Here is a 16,590-nt window from a genome sequence, read left to right on the forward strand (position 1 = left end):
GAATCGTTTGCCCGCCGCCTGCACTGCCCCAAACCTCTTATCGGCTGAGCCTATTTGTAGAACAGGTCAACCATGACTTCGGCCGCGAACGGCCCGGCTTTAGGGCTGTTCTTCTGCCAGACGAGTTCGGCATTGAAGTCGACGCTGGCGGCCTGAACGTCGTTGAGCAAATCAGCCAGATGAAAGGGTTCGTTGTACTTCAACACCGCATCATCACGAGCGCTCAGAATGCGGATACCGACACCGTCATTGGCGGCAGGAATCAGATAGCTGCCCGAAAGACTGCCACTGACGGGTCTGAAACGTGCGCCCAGACTGAACGGCGAATCACAGCTGCGTCGGGTAACAAGTGAAAAAGGCCGACGCTCGATCACCCTGCCCACTGCGACGTTCTGAATGCCGACGTTGCCGAACTCAATACTTTCCGGCACGACCTGCAACTGTGCATCACAGGCCACAAAACGCAGGCCGTTGAGGTTATTGATCCGATAGTCAAGGCTCTGACCCGGCAATGGATTTGCCCCTCTGGCGCCGTCGAGCTGGAACACTCTGTAATCGAGCAAATCACTGGCAACACCTGAGTGAGGGGTTGGACCAGACTTCTGAATGAAGACGGAAAACGCGAGGTTGAATCTGGCCGTGGGGCAGGCACCGATATCCCCACTTCCTTCAAGACACGCAGGCAAATAATGGCCCGTGCTGATTCGCCCGCTGCTCTGCTGATAATCAACCCCAGAGAGGGTCACGCCAGCCCGAATACCCTGACCGACGTTCAAATTGTCCGGATTGACGATAAGGAAAATCTCTTCCGCCCCAGACTGCGCGCCGTCCTTGATGCATTCGACCTGAAGATCTTGCCGTTCTGAACGCCAGACGATCTCGCCATCGGGAGCACTCGCCGGGATGGCCACGCTGCTGTCCAGATTCGCACGTATCACCGTTTCGCCTGCCCCTTGGGTTTTGCACACCATTGCGAAGCCAGTGGCGGGGGTCAGTAAAAACATCATGAGCCAGAAAACCCTGCGGGAGGGGGCAAGCCTCGCTACAACATATCCTCGGCATAAGGCACTAACGTTCAGAAAATTGCGTGCAACTCGTAGAGAGGTATTCATCGTTCAGCAGTCCTTTTGCCGATGTTCAGTGTTGTCAAAGCCGTTGCTATTGCCCGCAGCGCAGTAAACATCTGCCCCGCCATAATCGTTCAGCGCCCTGAACGACAGACTCCGAGCGCCCGCAGCAACGGGAACCGGCATCTCATGACTGGCGCCGGGTGCCAGCATCAGATAATCGCTGGCAACCGCTCCACCCACCCGCACATCCTGAAGAGCGGCATGATAGGGGGTCGGGTTATTCACGCGTAACGACGTTGAAGCCAGTGTCCAGCGCAGTCGATGGGCGGTTGCAGCCGGATCGTCGCCAAGACCAGCCGGGCGATAGAACACGTTGATGCGCTGGCGGATGGCAATGTTCAACGCGTTGCTGCCTGCTGTCCGGCGTGGAATTTCCAGGACGTACAGATGCAGCAACGACTCTTGGGTCAGCGGCATGCCCTGCCCCTGATACAAGACCCTGAGCGTTTGCTTGCCGTGCGCGTCCAGGCGCGCCAGGTGCGGGCTGAGCACGAACGGCAGTTCAACCGCAGCGCTTTCAAGGCTGCCGTCGATGTTGGTCGGGTCACTCAGCCAGGCTTGAATCAACACCTCGTGATCACTGCGATTGACGACCTCAAGACTCGCCTCGGGAAAGCGACCGTCAAAGATCAACCGAGTCCCGTTCAGCGACACTGTCGCCTGCACATTGAAACTGCACAGCAAGGCCGCGAGACCGATACAAATAAGCTTCGTCATTGGCACGTTACCCGGATGCGTTCGTAGGCACGTAGCGGATCACGTGTTGGCAAGGTGAACGCTGCGCGACAGCTTTGACTGGCCCATCTGACGCGCAACTCGCCGCTGTCCTGCTCACTGAGGATAAGGGCCCGCCCGGTCGGGTCGACTACCCCCAAAGCCTTGCCTTCAGGTGTTTCAACACTTGCCCCCAAGGGGATTTTGCTGCCGTCAGACTGAACAAGTTCGAACTGCACACGACGCCCGGTTGAAGCCTTGAAACGCACCACCGGCATCGCGCCGCGGCGTGGAACGATCTGGTTAACCGCGTTATCCAGCTCCACATCCGCCCCAAGCTGTCGGGTATCCAGACTGACCCAGTTACTTCGATAGGGCTGCGCATAAGGCAGCACCGCATAACCATTGGCAGCTGTCTCGATGTTGCTGAAGCTGGACAGCCTGGCCCCGCCGACCTTCGGCACTTCTACCAAAGCAAAGGTTTCGCCCAGCGACTGCCCCAGGTTGATGCCGCCGCCATGAACCAACACTGACCCCGAAGCCCCGAGGCTAAACGCATCGTAATCACGTCCCTGGCTGTAGCCTGCCTCGAAGCGGCCATACGGCAGGGTGGTGTTGATTTTTCCAGAGCCAAAGCTGCCGGAGCTGCTGTCGTGTCCGGCCTGTACCGAGTAAAAAGCATGGCGCTTAGCCAGCACCTGCCCACTTAGACCGGTTTGCGCGTTGTACCCACCCGAGCTGTCTCGTACAGCATTGAATGACAGTCTTGCAGAGCTTGGGTTTTCACCCAGTGGCAGGGTCAGGCTGACTGCGATTCGATTGTCACTTTCACCCTGCCCTTGATTGCCGAACTCACGGTTATTTTCCAGCGACAAACTGTAGCTAAGCGTGCGCCAGGCGGCGTTGTAAGCGAGGTAAAACTGCCGGGTTTTACCATCATTGCCCCAGTACCGCTGCTCGGATGCAGTCAGACTCAGACTGCCCAATTGCGCAGGCAAGGATTGCGTAACAGTCAACTCCATCCGGTCCTTGGGACGGCCGGTCATGTCACGCCGAAAACGCATGCGGCTCGTTTCGACATGCTCGTTGAGGGATCGATAAAGTTCGGTGGAATAACGATAACCAGCAACGGCAAAAGTAGTGTTTGTTACATCCAGCGCGTTGGCGTATCGCAAGCGCACACTGTGTCCCGCCTGACGCTGTTGACCTGTCTCACTGATGGAATGAGTCAGGTCGGCGGAGAGTGCGCCGTACCCGGTATTGAGACCGGTACCGATATTGGTTGCCTGATAATCCTCAGCCATTTGCAGGCCACCATAACCAGTGACGTGCTCGGTCAAACCGTAGATCAGGGCAAGACTGGCAAACGTCGGCGTTGCACCGTCATCCATACCGCTGTCGACCTGCCCCGCCGCGAGGCTGTAACGAAAGGCACCTTCAGGCACCATGATTGGTAACGAAGCATAGGCTTGCGTGAAGGTACGTCGACGGCCATCCGCCTCGATGATGGTGACTTGCAGATCACCATTGGAGCCGCTCGGATAAATGTCACTGATCTCGAACGGCCCCGGCGACACATTGCCGCTGTAAAGCAAAAAGCCGTTTTGCCGGATTTCCACTGACGCATTGGTTTCGGCTGTACCCCGGATCACCGGCGTGTAATTGCGCTCGCTGTCGGGCAGCATGGCATCGTCGGAACTGACCCCGACACCACGAAAACGCACACTGTCGAACACTTGTGAATCGGTGAAGGTTTCACCAAGCGTCAATTGACTGCGCAGCGCACCAAGATCGCGTTGCAGATAGGTCCGATTACTGCTGAAGCGATAAGACTGCCCGTCGCTGTAAACGAGCGATGACTCGTTGCGTAAGCGCCATACGCCAAGGTTCAGGCCATTGCGCAGCCCCACGTAATACTGCTCGGTGCTCTCACGCTGATTACTGCGGCGCACAGCATTGAATGAATAATTGGCAAACCCCACTGCCTCGCCCTCATCCCACAATTCGGGTGGTACGTAGCCTCTGGCACTGCGTTGCATGGACGCTTGCGGCACGCTGATGTTCAGGCGCAGCGAATTGGGTTGATAGTCGACCTTGGCGAACTCGATGTTCGCTGGTAAATCAAAGCACGCGTGCGGGTTTCGGGCCGTCTGCTCAGCGCCCAGGCGATCCAGATCCAACCCGAAAGCCTGAAGCATCTCGAGCGTCAGACACGGTTCGATGCGGCCGGACAGTGCGTTGTTGGCGAACACAATATCGCGTCTGCCGCTGAGAGCCCGATTGACATAGATGTCCACCCGGTAAGTGCCAGGCAATACCGTATTAGCCTGTAAAAACTCGCTCAGTTCCGGGGGCTGGTCGCTGCCCTGGATGAATGCGGTATTGAACTTCACGCCAGCGACTGGAGCGCTCTGGGCAGCCCAGCTCTGCATGGATAGCAATTGCACAACACCCAACGCCAGACTGACCTTTACCGGTTTGGACTTGACCCCCTTTGCTAACTGCAGGATGGATCCCGGGGTTAACTCCCCAATGTTTTTGTAAAGCCATTCCATTAGCTGTTTCCACTCGATCTGGAGGCCTTGAGCCATGCCCGAATCCCTTTCAGGCAGACACACGACTTATGAGCCAGCGCACGTGGCGTGGCTCAAATAGTTAAATAACAAGGTGACGATAGAGAGGTAGCCGCTACTGTGGCTCCACTTTGACGGCCTGTGTAACTTCGCCGGTTTTCAACCCCGCGCGATAAACAACCTGACCGCCAAAGTCATTAATGCTGATAAAGCTCAACGTCGCGCCATTACCAGACGCTTTCAACGGTAATCGCAGTTGTTGGCCCGGAGCGATCATCTGGCTGTCCTTGTCGAGCAACTCGCTATCGCCTCGATGCGCAGTAATCCTGACCATCGAAACGTGAAATGGCCCGGGATTTTCAACGTGCAGCGTATTATCCGCGTGCAGCTTCCATCGCAGATGCTCGGGCGCCTCGGCGACATCACCCACAAGTCCCTTGGGCCGGAAGAACAGTTTCATGCGCTGCCGAATGGCGATCTGCAATGTGTTTTGCGCGGCAACCTGAGGGATTTCCTGAACGTTGAGCCAGAGTACTGACTCGCGATCCTGGGGCATGCCCATACCCGCATAGATAATCCGCACTAACTGCCTGCCATCACTGGGTAAACGTGCAATTGCAGGAGTGATGACAAACGGTAACTTGTCCGGATCTGTTTGCTCGGTGCCTGTCTCCAGCCAACTTTGAACAAGGATCTCTTTATTGCCGACGTTATGTACGCCGAAACTGACCTCCTTGTCTGCGGCCGGATAGATGATGCGCGTGGTGTTGATCACGATGCTCGCCTGCGCGCTTGTGTTAAGTAGCAATAGCCACAAAACCAGTGAAGCCAACAGCACGATGCGGCGATGTAAGAACAGAAACATACTGGCATTCGCCTTGTGCTTGGTATGAACGCCCCAGTGTCTTCCACAAGACACTGTTCGCAGGGCCGGATTAAAACCGTTAGCGGCTAAAACCGGCCCTGCGATCGTCCATGCCCTTCTATTTTATGGAGTGCGTTACCAAGAGACGGAGCGAGATGAACTCGCTCCGTACGACGCATTATTCGTAATCGAGCGTAAAAGGCAGGTCGCCCATGGCGGTACCTGGTCGGGTTGACGTGCCGTTGAGCATGTACACGCCTGCGAGGTTGAGCTCAGCCGTCGCGCCACCAGCGCCATCTTTGACCAGTGGTTTATCGATGGTTTGATTTCCGGACAAATCCATAAGCTGATTCGTAGCGTTGAGCACACCGATGGCAACACCGCCTGCCGAGCCGGTTACACGGAGCAATTTGCTGTCATTGTCATCTGTGCCGTGACCCATACCGGCCTTGAAGCGCATCTTCACCAGGTTGTATTGATCGGCACCCGCCGTGCAGTTGACCAACAACTGGATAGGGGTCGCAGTCTCCAGTTTGTTTTCACCAGAGGTACCAATTTCGGAGAAAGATACGTTGCCCAGGTCAACGGCAATGTCACCAGGCGAGGTGCCTGGACCGGTACCTGCGCCGGGCGCAACGCTGCAGGAAATATTGGTCAGCGTGCCGGAAAATTTCAGTACGCCGTTGTTCGCAGCATTAGCGGTACTGGAAAGGCCCAACGCCAAGGCGCCACTAATGGCCAGTACAGAAGTAATTTTTTTCATTAACGACATTCCTTGTGTTATTTCGTGTATGCCCTGAATCGGACGCCACGCACTATTAAGGTTCGATCTTTTAGATCGATGTCGGCTTTATTACTTTAACAACAGGGATTAACCCATGGAACTTGCAGGAACTTTCTGTAGGAGTAACCGTAACTTTTTTGCAGCCCACGTAATACGCAGCCTCGCGACAATACCTGATTACAAAGGTCAGGCAATACTTCACGCAAAGATGACAGCACCACTACAACCTGCCGCTTATTTTGCTACCAGACCTGTCACTTGCTCATCCAGTAACAGCTTGGCCAAGGGGTTGCGTTGAGAGGCCACGGTGCTATAGCGCAGCAGACACGGTCGTGGGGCAGCCAACTTGGCTGACTGCAACAGAGCCGTGTTCAAACCATGTTTGATGTTATCTGCAACGCAGACTACTGATAGGTCAGGGTCAAAACCCCGGCACCTGAGCGGTTACTCGTCGACAGCGATACTGGCAGCGGCTGGTACTGCGTCGAGAATGGAATAACTGATGCTGCACAGGCGTTTTGCGACGTATCAACCACGATGGACATGTGCGCCGAAACGTTGATCCGTTGGGTATGAGCACCTGCGACTGAGCCCGTCGCTGGCAGCACTGCGCAACTTGCCTCGGTAATTTGCCCGCTGAAGCTGATTCGCCCTTCAGTTGCGGAGGCTGAAAAAGCACTCAGACATAAGGGGGCGACAATCATCAAGGCGACCACCTTGCGCACCTCATGAACGACTTCGTAACAACGGTTCCAATTTGAGACGCTGCGTTTCATGGGCTTGCTCCGACTGAGTACATTTCGATTGGTACAAAAACCAAACGGAACAAGCAGGTAAATTTCTGCGAATTCCTTTCTATGGATATCGTCGCGGGCCAGGGTTTCTTGATAACGTTCGCTCGCAGTGCGCTTTTCTTGCTGACAATTCTGACAGGCGGCCGTCATTCTGCTGACCCGGTTGGGGGGGTATAAGAGAGGAGCCAACAACCACGACCTTCCCTCTCCCGACTTCCCGGCGCCTCTCGAATGCGTAAACAGACCAGAACCGTCCTCGCCGTTGCCGTTATTCTCGGCCTGATCGGTGTTTCCAGCTGGAGCCTGACGCGTCCTGCGACGGCCAAGGTGAGCGCACCGGCGGCGGTGCCGGTCAAAGTCGTCAAAGTAACCGAGGAAGATGTACCGCGTTTTGTGACGGGGATTGGTTCCGTGCTTTCACTGCACAGCGTGATCATCCGCCCGCAAGTGGATGGCATCCTCACAAAAGTGCTGGTCAAGGAAGGGCAAACGGTGAAAGCCGGAGATTTGCTGGCGACCATTGATGACCGAGCGATTCGCGCCTCGCTGGAGCAAGCCAGGGCGCAACTGGCGCAAAGCAAAGCACAACTGGACATGGCTCAGGTCGATCTCAAGCGCTACCGGCTGCTCAGTGAAGACAACGGTATCTCCAAACAGACTTTCGACCAGCAGCAGGCGACGGTTCATCAACTGAAAGCCACTGCGATGGGTAACGAAGCAGCGATAAACGCCGCTCAAGTGCAGTTGTCGTACACACAGATTCGCTCTCCGGTGACAGGTCGGGTCGGGATTCGCAATGTCGATGAAGGCAACTTCCTGCGTGTCAGCGATGCTCAGGGCCTGTTTTCCGTTACGCAGATTGATCCGGTCTCAGTCGAATTTTCGCTGCCGCAACAGATGCTGCCGACGCTGCAAGGCTTGATCGCCTCAAATACGCCAGCGGGGGTCAAAGCATTCCTCGGTGACGGCGACAACGGCACCCTGCTCGGCGACGGCAAACTGACCTTGATCGACAATCAGGTCTCGGCCACCACCGGGACGATTCGCGCCAAGGCCGAGTTCAATAATCCGAAACAGCTCTTGTGGCCAGGTCAATTGGTCACGGTAAAAATCCAGACGGCAATTGACCGCGATGCATTGCGAGTGCCGCCGCAGGTGGTGCAGCGCGGTATCGATCAACACTTCGCGTTCCGGGTCAATGGCGACAAGGTCGAGGTAGTTCCGGTGCAGGTGCTGTATCAGGACAGCAGCCTGATGCTGATCTCCGGTCCCAAGGCTGGCGACGTGCTGGTCAGTGACGGCCAGTCACGACTCAAGGCGGGATCGAAAATCGAAGTGCTGCGTAACACGACAGAGACTAGCCAGACGGCTGAGCTGGACGGCACACGATGAAGGGCCGCGGATCGATTTCAGCCTGGTGCGTAGACCATCCGGTCGCCACATTATTACTGACGTTTGCCATGGTTCTGCTGGGCGCAATTGCCTTCCCTCGGCTGCCCGTGGCGCCGCTGCCTGAAGCCGAATTCCCGACGATTCAAGTCACTGCGCAACTGCCCGGAGCCAGTCCGGAAACCATGGCCTCGTCAGTGGCGACACCGCTGGAGGTGCAATTCAGCGCCATCCCCGGCATGACGCAAATGACCTCCAGCAGCGCCTTGGGCTCAACCAACCTGACGCTGCAATTTACCCTCAACAAAAGCATCGACACCGCCGCGCAGGAAGTTCAGGCCGCGATCAATACCGCAGCAGGCCGACTTCCCGCTGACATGCCCAATTTGCCGACCTGGCGCAAGGTCAACCCGGCGGACAGCCCGGTGCTGATTCTCAGCGTCAGTTCCAACCTGATGCCGCCTACCGAACTGAGCGACGTGACGGAGTCGTTGTTGGCGCGGCAACTGAGCCAGATTGACGGTGTTGGGCAGGTGTTCATTACCGGCCAGCAACGTCCGGCGATTCGCGTACAGGCTGCACCGGAGAAGCTCGCCGCATTGGGCCTGACCCTTGCCGATATTCGTGTGGCGGTGCAACAGACCAGTCTCAACCTCGCCAAAGGCGCGCTGTATGGCAAGGACAGCGTGTCCACTATTGCCTCCAACGATCAGTTATTCCGGCCTCAGGACTACGCGCAACTGATCGTCTCTTACAAGGACGGCGCGCCCGTACACCTGAAGGATGTGGCGCGGGTCATCAATGGCTCGGAAAACGCTTACGTGCAGGCCTGGTCGGGGGATCAGCAAGGCGTCAACGTGACGATCTTCCGCCAGCCCGGCGCCAATATCGTGGAAACCGTGGACCGCATTCAGCGCGAGTTGCCGCGCTTGCTGGAAATGCTCCCGGCCTCGGTAGACGTCTCGGTGCTCAACGACCGCACCCGAACCATTCGCGCTTCGCTGCACGAAGTGGAAATCACCCTGGTGATCGCAATCTTGCTGGTGGTCGCGGTGATGGCCCTGTTCCTGCGCCAGCTGTCGGCCACCCTGATCGTCAGCGCTGTGCTGGGCGTGTCGCTGGTTGCCAGTTTCGCGATGATGTACGTGTTTGGGTTTAGCCTGAACAACCTGACGCTGGTGGCGATTGTGGTGGCGGTCGGGTTCGTGGTGGACGATGCGATCGTGGTAGTGGAGAACATCCATCGACACCTTGAAGCCGGTGACGGCATGCGCGAGGCGGCCATCAAGGGCTCTGGCGAAATTGGTTTCACGGTGGTGTCGATCAGCTTCTCGCTGGTTGCGGCGTTCATTCCACTGCTGTTTATGGGCGGTGTGGTCGGGCGGCTGTTCAAGGAGTTTGCACTCACCGCCACCGCGACCATCCTGATTTCGGTTGTCGTTTCACTGACGCTGGCACCAACCCTGGCGGCGCTGTTCATGCGCGCGCCGAAACATGACCCGCATGCAAAACCGGGTTTCAGCGAACGCCTGTTGGCACTCTATGAGCGCGGATTGAACAAGGCGCTGGCTCATCAACGAATCATGCTCGGGATCTTCGGGCTGACATTGGTGCTGGCTGGCGTTGGCTACGTGCTGATTCCGAAAGGGTTCTTTCCGGTCCAGGACACTGCATTCGCCCTTGGCACCAGCGAGGCTGCGGCCGATATCTCCTATCCCGACATGGTGGAGAAACACCTGCAACTGGCAAAAATCGTCGGCGCCGATCCTGCAGTCCAGGCGTTCTCCCATTCGGTGGGGGTCAGCGGTAGCAACCAGACCATCGCCAACGGGCGGTTCTGGATATCCCTTAAACCCCGGGGTGAGCGCGACGTTTCGGTGAGTGAGTTCATCGACCGGATACGCCCGAAGCTGGCGAAGATTCCCGGCATCGTGCTGTACCTGCGCGCCGGACAAGATATCAACCTGAGTCCCGGTCCGAGCCGAAGTCAGTATCAATACGTGCTCAAGAGTAATGACGGTCCGCTGCTCAATACCTGGACCCAGCGCCTGACGGAAAAACTGCGCACCAACCCGGCATTCCGCGACTTGTCCAACGACCTGCAACTAGGCGGTAGCGTCACTCATATCAATATCGACCGCAGTGCTGCAGCGCGCTTCGGGTTGACCACCAATGATGTCGATCAGGCCCTGTACGACGCTTTTGGCCAGCGACAAATCAGCGAATTCCAGACCGAAATCAATCAGTACAAAGTGATTCTGGAGCTGGATGCCAAACAGCGCGGCAAAGCCGAAAGCCTGGCGTATTTCTATCTGCGATCGCCGCTGACCAACGAAATGGTACCGCTGTCAGCGCTGGCCAAGGTCGGCGCGCCGACCATGGGGCCATTGTCCATCGCCCACGACGGCATGTTCCCCGCCGCCAACCTGTCGTTCAACCTGTCACCCGGCGTGGCTTTGGGCGATGCAGTGCGCATGCTCGATCAAGCCAAAAACGAAATCGGCATGCCGGCATCGATCATCGGTAACTTCCAGGGTGCGGCGCAGGCGTTTCAGAGTTCACTGGCCAATCAGCCGTGGTTGATTCTTGCGGCGCTGGTGGCGGTGTACATCATCCTGGGTGTGCTTTATGAAAGCTTTGTCCATCCACTGACGATTATTTCCACTCTTCCCTCAGCCGGTATCGGCGCGCTGTTACTGCTGTGGTTGATGGGGCAGGATTTTTCGATCATGGCCCTGATCGGTGTGGTCCTGCTGATCGGTATCGTCAAGAAGAACGGTATTTTGCTGGTGGACTTCGCCCTGGAGGCGCAACGCGATCGCGGCATGAGCGCGCTGGACGCGATTCACGAAGCCTGCCTCACCCGTTTCCGTCCAATCATCATGACCACTCTGGCGGCATTGCTTGGCGCCCTGCCCTTGATGCTCGGTTATGGTGTCGGTGCCGAACTCCGTCAGCCGCTGGGGATTGCCGTGGTTGGCGGTTTGCTGGTCAGCCAGTTGCTGACGCTGTTCACCACACCGGTGATCTACCTTCAGCTGGAGCGGGTGTTTCATAAGCGCAAGGCTGAGGCTGAGCCTGCTTTGGTAATGAACAAATGATTACTCCCCTGACACAACGTGATCGCGCCGCGAATTGTCGACCTGTAGGAGCTGCCGAAGGCTGCGATCGCGACATGTCAGGATAAATGCTTCGCAGCCTTCGGCAGCTCCTACGGAAGATGCGCTTCAATACAGCGCATTGAGACAGTTATGTTTTACCCATTGAGACCTGCCCCATGCGTGTCCTGATCATCGAAGACGAAGAGAAGACCGCCGATTACCTGCATCGCGGCCTGACCGAACAAGGCTTCACCGTGGACCTCGCCCGCGATGGCATCGAGGGGCTGCACCTTGCGCTAGAGAGCGATTACGACGTGATCATTCTCGACGTGATGCTGCCCGGCCTGGATGGCTTTGGCGTATTGCGCACGTTGCGCGCTCGCAAGCAGACGCCGGTGATCATGCTCACCGCCCGCGAGCAAGTGGATGACCGTATTCGCGGGCTGCGTGAAGGCGCCGATGACTATCTGGGCAAGCCGTTTTCATTTCTTGAACTGGTCGCTCGCCTGCAAGCCCTGACCCGCCGCAGCAGCGGTCACGAGCCAGTGCAAATCAGCATTGCCGACCTGTGGATCGACCTGATCAGCCGCAAGGCCACCCGCGCCGGGTTGCGTCTGGACCTGACGGCGAAAGAGTTTTCGTTGCTTAGCGTACTTGCCCGCCGCCAAGGAGAGATCCTTTCGAAAACGTCGATTGCCGAAATGGTCTGGGACATCAATTTCGACAGCGACGCCAATGTCGTAGAGGTGGCGATCAAACGGCTGCGGGCAAAACTGGATGGGCCGTTCGAACAGAAACTGCTGCACACCATTCGAGGTATGGGCTACGTGCTGGAAAGCCGTGCTGGAGAACGCAGTGAAGACTGACTCCATCGCCCTGCGTCTGAGCGGCCTGTTCGCTCTGGTCGCGCTGCTGGTCTTCACGTTGATTGGCTGGGCGTTGTATTTGCAGGTCGACAAAAGCATGGCGCTGCTGCCGGAAGCCGAGGCTGAAGCGCGCTACAGCGTGCTGGAATCCGCGGTCAACCGCCACAGTGACGTCGAGCACTGGGGCAGGATCAAAAGCAAACTCAGACTGCTCAGCGAAGAGGACAAGCGCCTGCGTTTCTGGGTGGTCAGCGACAATCCGGTGTATGAGTTCGGCAACCCGGACCCTCACATTCGCAGCTTCGCCAACGGCCCGCTGGGCATGCGTGACCTGCGAATTTCCGGGCATCAATCCCCGTTCAAAGTGTTGGTCAGCCAGTTCGAAGCCAAAGAACAACGTCCTCCGTTACGTTTCCTGATTGCTGTCGACACTGAGACATTCCTGCAAACCCAGCACTCGCTGATGATTGCCCTGATCGGCTTTGCGGCGCTGGGCATCCTGCTCGCTTCAATGCTGGGCTACTGGGTCGCGCGTATCGGTTTGCGGCCATTGACGAGTCTCTCGCTGGAGGCGCGCAAACTCGCCCCACCGCGCCTCTCGGGGCGCCTGCAAATGACGCCGCTGCCGCCGGAGTTGAACCAGTTCGTGACCTCCTTCAACTCGACACTGGAGCGAGTCGAGCAAGCCTATGCGCGGCTTGAATCCTTCAATGCAGATGTCGCCCATGAACTGCGCTCGCCGTTGACCAACCTGATTGGCCAGACTCAGGTGGCCTTGACCCGGGGCCGCTCGGCAGAACACTACTTCGAAGTACTGCAATCGAATCTGGAAGAGCTTGAACGGCTGCGCTCGATCATCAACGACATGCTGTTTCTGGCCAGTGCCGACCAGGGTAGCAAGGTCACGGAACTGACCTGCGCCTCTCTGGCTCAGGAAGTGGCAACCACACTGGATTATCTGGATTTTATTCTTGAGGATGCGCAGGTACGGGTCGAAGTCCATGGTGATGCTCTTGTGCCAATGGAAAAGACTCACTTGCGCAGAGCGCTGATCAACCTGCTGCACAACGCCGTGCAGCACACACAAGCAGGGCAATTGATCCGCGTCGACATTAGCAAACAGGTCGATCATGTCAGTGTCGGCGTAGCCAATCCCGGCACACAGATTGCCAACGAGCACCTGCCCAAACTCTTCGAGCGTTTTTATCGGGTCGACGCCTCACGCGCCAACAGCGGCGGCAACCATGGCCTTGGGCTGGCCATCGTCAAAGCCATTGCCCTGATGCATGGCGGCAGCGTGTTCGTGCACAGCCGCGAGGGTATCAATACCTTTGGGATCAACCTGCCGTTGTGATGGTCGGCGCAGTCTCCGAGCACCGCTCCGCAGGATCGGCTTTAGCCGGGAGGTCATGGAAATGCTCGCTAAATGTTCCTCGCCAGAAACACCGCTCTCCCGGATAAAGCCGGCCCTCCAGGATCAAGATCACGCTTGCGGCAAACATAGTTCTCCCCCAAGCGCGGCGTTACAACGCCGTATCGGTTAACCCGAATAATTGCTCACGAAATAAAACGCATTCACGCGTGCGATAAAACACCGCTGTTTCGGCGCGTCCCATTTGAGTTATAAATACCGGGTCGACAAAGACGCTAAATATATAAAACTCTTAAAACTCTTTTAAAACAAAGAGTTGAAGAAGCATTGATCATTTACCGAGCTCCTCCGCGCAATGATTGCTCATCACGCCATGCAGGCACCGCATAAAAAATGGACTCGGCCAGAAGTTTTCCTGGTGTGCGGCAGTGTGCTGGCGATCGCCGCTATAGCGGTCATTGTCGTCTCGCTATTGATGCGCGAGCGCCGGGACGCCCATGAAGCTGCCGCACGAGCTTCTTCCAACATCGTGCGGTTGATTGACGCCGATGTAATGCGTAACGCTGAGCTTTACGACACCTCGCTGCAAGGCATGATCAACGCGTGGCGAATGCCCGAGTTGCAAAATATTCCTTCCAATTTACGCCAACTGGTTTTATTCGATCGCTCTACCGTCGCACGTTACAAGGGCGATCTGCTGTTGCTGGACAAGAACGGCTTCATCCTCGCCGACTCGACCTCGACGCGTCCCCGCCCCTACAGTCTCGCAGACCGCCCGCATTTTCAGGAGCACGTGAACAATCCGTCGCTGGAGATGATGGTGGGTGCACCCTTCAAGGCGCATTGGGGCTTCAAAGACTGGTGCATCAGCTTCAGCCGGCGGATATCCGGTATTGACGGTTCATTTCAAGGAGTCGCCAGCGCTGCGATGCGCCTGGTTTACTTCAAGCAGTTGTTTCGAACGTTGGATATCGGCCCGGACAGCAATGTCACGCTGCTCAACACTGACGGCGTGATGCTCGCCCGACACCCGGAAATACCCGGTAGAGACGTCATCGGAGAGAGCTTTGCCAACAGCCCCAACTTCAAGCGCATCCTGCGCGAAGGTAACGGCAGCTTTATCAGCGTTTCATCCATAGACGGTAAAGAACGCCTGTACACCTTTTCCCATGTCGGCAACCTTCCGTTGATTGTGGTGGCGGGCTTATCAGTGAAAGAGGTCTATGCCATCTGGAACCGCAATGTGCTGCTGGTCGGCGTTGCGACCACGGTGTTGTGCCTCGGTATCCTGTGGTTAAGCCTGCTGCTGCGCCGAGAGTTAAGGCTGCGTCATCAAGCTGAGAAAGAACTCAATGCCCGGGCATCCACCGATGCCTTGACCGGACTTGCCAACAGACGACGTCTCGATGAAGTGATGAAAAGCGAATGGATGCGCAGCATGCGCACAGGCAAGCCAATTTCATTGCTGGTGATCGATGTTGACCACTTCAAGGCATTCAACGATCGCCACGGTCACTACGGCGGAGATGGAGCGCTACGCAACGTTGCGACGACCATTGCCAATAGCATCAGAAGACCGGGTGATTTTGTCGCCCGTTATGGTGGCGAAGAATTTGTGGCAGTGCTGGGCGAAACCGGGCTCGAAGGTGCAAAGGTCATCGCAGAAACCATTAGAAGTGCGATAGAAAACCTCGCCCCTTATGCCGGTGATACACAGCCGATCACGGTCAGCATCGGCATCGCCTGCGCGCAGGCACAACTCGAAGAAACCATCGAAAACCTGTTCAGTGCTGCGGACAAGGCGCTGTATACGGCCAAACACAATGGGCGTAACAGGGTTGAGACCGCTCACGCCTGATCGGCCTTTTAGCTTCGGCCTCTTCGCCAATCAATTCGCACTCACAAGTCCTTCTCCAACGAATCGCGGGCATAAAAAAACGCCAGACTGGCTGGCGTTTTTTAGTGTCGCGGGTCTTAGCTTGCAGCGCGAGCAGCGTCACGCAGAGCTTTGACTTTGTCGTGAGTTGCCAGCACACCAGCTTGCTGCTTGGTGATCAACGCAATTACGTTGGCAGGCAGGTTTTTCTCGTGAGCTTTTTCCAGCGCTTCTTTATACGCCTTCTTGGCGACATCTTCGCCACGCTCAACTTCTTCAAGGATCGCCTTGTCATCCTTGCCAGTCAGGGTTGACTTCAAGTCCACCCAAGCACGATGCAGCGTACCGCCGACGCTGGAGGAAGTCTCTGGATCGCCGCCCAGTGCACGGACTTCAGTTTGCAATTCACGAACTGCAGTGGCGATTTCTGTAGAACGGCTCAGGAAGTAAGCCTTGATCGCAGGGTTTTTGATATCTTCTGCGCTGGTCTGAAAACCCTTTTCGCCATCTTTGCTGGTTTCGATCAGGTCGTTCAGAACGGAGATCGATTCTTTATTGATGTCAGTCATTTTCAAGTTCCTCATGGGCAGGTTTATACAAAATGATTTGCATGCTTAGGTAATTGCAGGGCGCATGCCAGTTTTTTGAATATATTTAATCCTTTAAAATCAATAGGTTAATACAATAACCAGACAGATGGGTCGTGATTTCTGCATGATCTGTCCTTTGGCCTGCATGCAGAATGCACGTATCGTTAGGGCGTATTGAAATCGGGTGACGCGAATCTCATGGATCCGGAAAAACTTTTGCTACTGGTGACTCGCGAGATGCCATTTGGCAAATATAAAGGCCGCCTGCTCGCTGACTTGCCGGGCCAATACCTGAACTGGTTTGCGCGGGAAGGCTTCCCGAAAAGCGAGCTGGGCAGTTTGCTGGCGTTGATGCAGGAGATCGACCACAACGGTCTTTCAGAGCTGCTTGATCCGCTGCGCACGCAGCCACGGAAGAAGTACAACGACCGCTAATCGCAACAGACTTCTGGAGCTTATCTGCAAGTTGACTCTGTAGGAGCTCACCGAGGTTACGAGGCCAGCGATAGCGGTTTGTCTGGTACACCGCCATCGCT

Annotated in this window: 13 protein-coding genes; 6 read left to right on the forward strand and 7 right to left on the reverse strand. The window is 56.4% G+C overall.

Going from position 1 to position 16,590, the window contains the following annotated elements; all coding sequences use genetic code 11:
• Positions 1-50: 50 nt before the first annotated feature.
• From ABRP31_RS21150 to ABRP31_RS21175, 6 genes are all read right to left on the reverse strand, one after another.
• The gene (locus ABRP31_RS21150; protein ID WP_349970466.1) at positions 51-1,007 is read right to left on the reverse strand and encodes a fimbrial protein; all 957 of its coding nucleotides are present in this window, start codon (positions 1,005-1,007) and stop codon (positions 51-53) included.
• Positions 1,008-1,115: 108 nt separating this feature from the next.
• Positions 1,116-1,847 carry a molecular chaperone gene (locus tag ABRP31_RS21155; protein WP_349970468.1) on the reverse strand — a complete coding sequence of 244 codons (732 nt, stop codon included), beginning with the start codon at positions 1,845-1,847 and terminating at the stop codon, positions 1,116-1,118.
• Positions 1,844-4,399: a fimbria/pilus outer membrane usher protein gene (locus ABRP31_RS21160; RefSeq protein WP_372489460.1), complete on the reverse strand. Its 2,556-nt coding sequence runs from the start codon at positions 4,397-4,399 to the stop codon at positions 1,844-1,846. Before ABRP31_RS21160 ends, ABRP31_RS21155 begins: the two co-directional genes overlap by 4 nt.
• Before the next feature lie 133 nt (positions 4,400-4,532).
• Positions 4,533-5,282, reverse strand: a complete 750-nt coding sequence (locus tag ABRP31_RS21165) for a molecular chaperone (RefSeq protein ID WP_349970470.1) — start codon at positions 5,280-5,282, stop codon at positions 4,533-4,535.
• A gap of 178 nt (positions 5,283-5,460) precedes the next feature.
• Positions 5,461-6,045, reverse strand: coding sequence for a fimbrial protein (locus ABRP31_RS21170; RefSeq protein ID WP_087264621.1), 585 nt, complete (start codon positions 6,043-6,045; stop codon positions 5,461-5,463).
• A gap of 425 nt (positions 6,046-6,470) precedes the next feature.
• Positions 6,471-7,010, reverse strand: a complete 540-nt coding sequence (locus tag ABRP31_RS21175) for a hypothetical protein (protein WP_349970473.1) — start codon at positions 7,008-7,010, stop codon at positions 6,471-6,473.
• Between the two features lie 81 nt (positions 7,011-7,091).
• On the opposite strand from ABRP31_RS21175, the gene ABRP31_RS21180 reads away from it, so the two are divergent.
• From ABRP31_RS21180 to ABRP31_RS21200, 5 genes are all read left to right on the forward strand, one after another.
• Positions 7,092-8,252, forward strand: a complete 1,161-nt coding sequence (locus ABRP31_RS21180; RefSeq protein ID WP_349970475.1) for an efflux RND transporter periplasmic adaptor subunit — start codon at positions 7,092-7,094, stop codon at positions 8,250-8,252.
• Complete coding sequence (locus tag ABRP31_RS21185; RefSeq protein ID WP_349970477.1) at positions 8,249-11,350, forward strand: multidrug efflux RND transporter permease subunit; 3,102 nt, start codon at positions 8,249-8,251, stop codon at positions 11,348-11,350. Before ABRP31_RS21180 ends, ABRP31_RS21185 begins: the two co-directional genes overlap by 4 nt.
• A 176-nt stretch (positions 11,351-11,526) precedes the next feature.
• Positions 11,527-12,216 carry a heavy metal response regulator transcription factor gene (locus tag ABRP31_RS21190; protein WP_087264624.1) on the forward strand — a complete coding sequence of 230 codons (690 nt, stop codon included), beginning with the start codon at positions 11,527-11,529 and terminating at the stop codon, positions 12,214-12,216.
• A complete protein-coding gene (locus ABRP31_RS21195; protein ID WP_087264625.1) occupies positions 12,206-13,570 on the forward strand; it encodes a heavy metal sensor histidine kinase in 1,365 nt (454 codons plus the stop codon). The genes ABRP31_RS21190 and ABRP31_RS21195 overlap by 11 nt, the downstream gene beginning before the upstream one ends.
• 373 nt (positions 13,571-13,943) lie before the next feature.
• A complete protein-coding gene (locus tag ABRP31_RS21200) occupies positions 13,944-15,446 on the forward strand; it encodes a GGDEF domain-containing protein (protein ID WP_349970479.1) in 1,503 nt (500 codons plus the stop codon).
• A gap of 116 nt (positions 15,447-15,562) precedes the next feature.
• On the opposite strand, the gene ABRP31_RS21205 is transcribed toward ABRP31_RS21200, so the two are convergent.
• Positions 15,563-16,033 carry a PA2169 family four-helix-bundle protein gene (locus ABRP31_RS21205; protein ID WP_349970481.1) on the reverse strand — a complete coding sequence of 157 codons (471 nt, stop codon included), beginning with the start codon at positions 16,031-16,033 and terminating at the stop codon, positions 15,563-15,565.
• Between the two features lie 219 nt (positions 16,034-16,252).
• Here ABRP31_RS21205 and ABRP31_RS21210 point away from each other — a divergent pair, with 219 nt between their 5' ends.
• Positions 16,253-16,489: a DUF3820 family protein gene (locus ABRP31_RS21210; RefSeq protein WP_087264628.1), complete on the forward strand. Its 237-nt coding sequence runs from the start codon at positions 16,253-16,255 to the stop codon at positions 16,487-16,489.
• Positions 16,490-16,590 lie beyond the last annotated feature (101 nt).

The organism is Pseudomonas caspiana, assembly GCF_040224095.2.
GTDB lineage: Bacteria > Pseudomonadota > Gammaproteobacteria > Pseudomonadales > Pseudomonadaceae > Aquipseudomonas > Aquipseudomonas caspiana.

What these genes read in the sequence shown, in the direction of transcription:
- ABRP31_RS21150 (WP_349970466.1), bottom strand. Translation starts at nt 1,007, where the DNA reads ATGATGTTTTTACTGACCCCCGCCACTGGCTTCGCAATGGTGTGCAAA.
- ABRP31_RS21155 (WP_349970468.1), bottom strand. Translation starts at nt 1,847, where the DNA reads ATGACGAAGCTTATTTGTATCGGTCTCGCGGCCTTGCTGTGCAGTTTC.
- ABRP31_RS21160 (WP_372489460.1), bottom strand. Translation starts at nt 4,399, where the DNA reads ATGGAATGGCTTTACAAAAACATTGGGGAGTTAACCCCGGGATCCATC.
- ABRP31_RS21165 (WP_349970470.1), bottom strand. Translation starts at nt 5,282, where the DNA reads ATGTTTCTGTTCTTACATCGCCGCATCGTGCTGTTGGCTTCACTGGTT.
- ABRP31_RS21170 (WP_087264621.1), bottom strand. Translation starts at nt 6,045, where the DNA reads ATGAAAAAAATTACTTCTGTACTGGCCATTAGTGGCGCCTTGGCGTTG.
- ABRP31_RS21175 (WP_349970473.1), bottom strand. Translation starts at nt 7,010, where the DNA reads ATGACGGCCGCCTGTCAGAATTGTCAGCAAGAAAAGCGCACTGCGAGC.
- ABRP31_RS21180 (WP_349970475.1), top strand. Translation starts at nt 7,092, where the DNA reads ATGCGTAAACAGACCAGAACCGTCCTCGCCGTTGCCGTTATTCTCGGC.
- ABRP31_RS21185 (WP_349970477.1), top strand. Translation starts at nt 8,249, where the DNA reads ATGAAGGGCCGCGGATCGATTTCAGCCTGGTGCGTAGACCATCCGGTC.
- ABRP31_RS21190 (WP_087264624.1), top strand. Translation starts at nt 11,527, where the DNA reads ATGCGTGTCCTGATCATCGAAGACGAAGAGAAGACCGCCGATTACCTG.
- ABRP31_RS21200 (WP_349970479.1), top strand. Translation starts at nt 13,944, where the DNA reads ATGATTGCTCATCACGCCATGCAGGCACCGCATAAAAAATGGACTCGG.
- ABRP31_RS21205 (WP_349970481.1), bottom strand. Translation starts at nt 16,033, where the DNA reads ATGACTGACATCAATAAAGAATCGATCTCCGTTCTGAACGACCTGATC.
- ABRP31_RS21210 (WP_087264628.1), top strand. Translation starts at nt 16,253, where the DNA reads ATGGATCCGGAAAAACTTTTGCTACTGGTGACTCGCGAGATGCCATTT.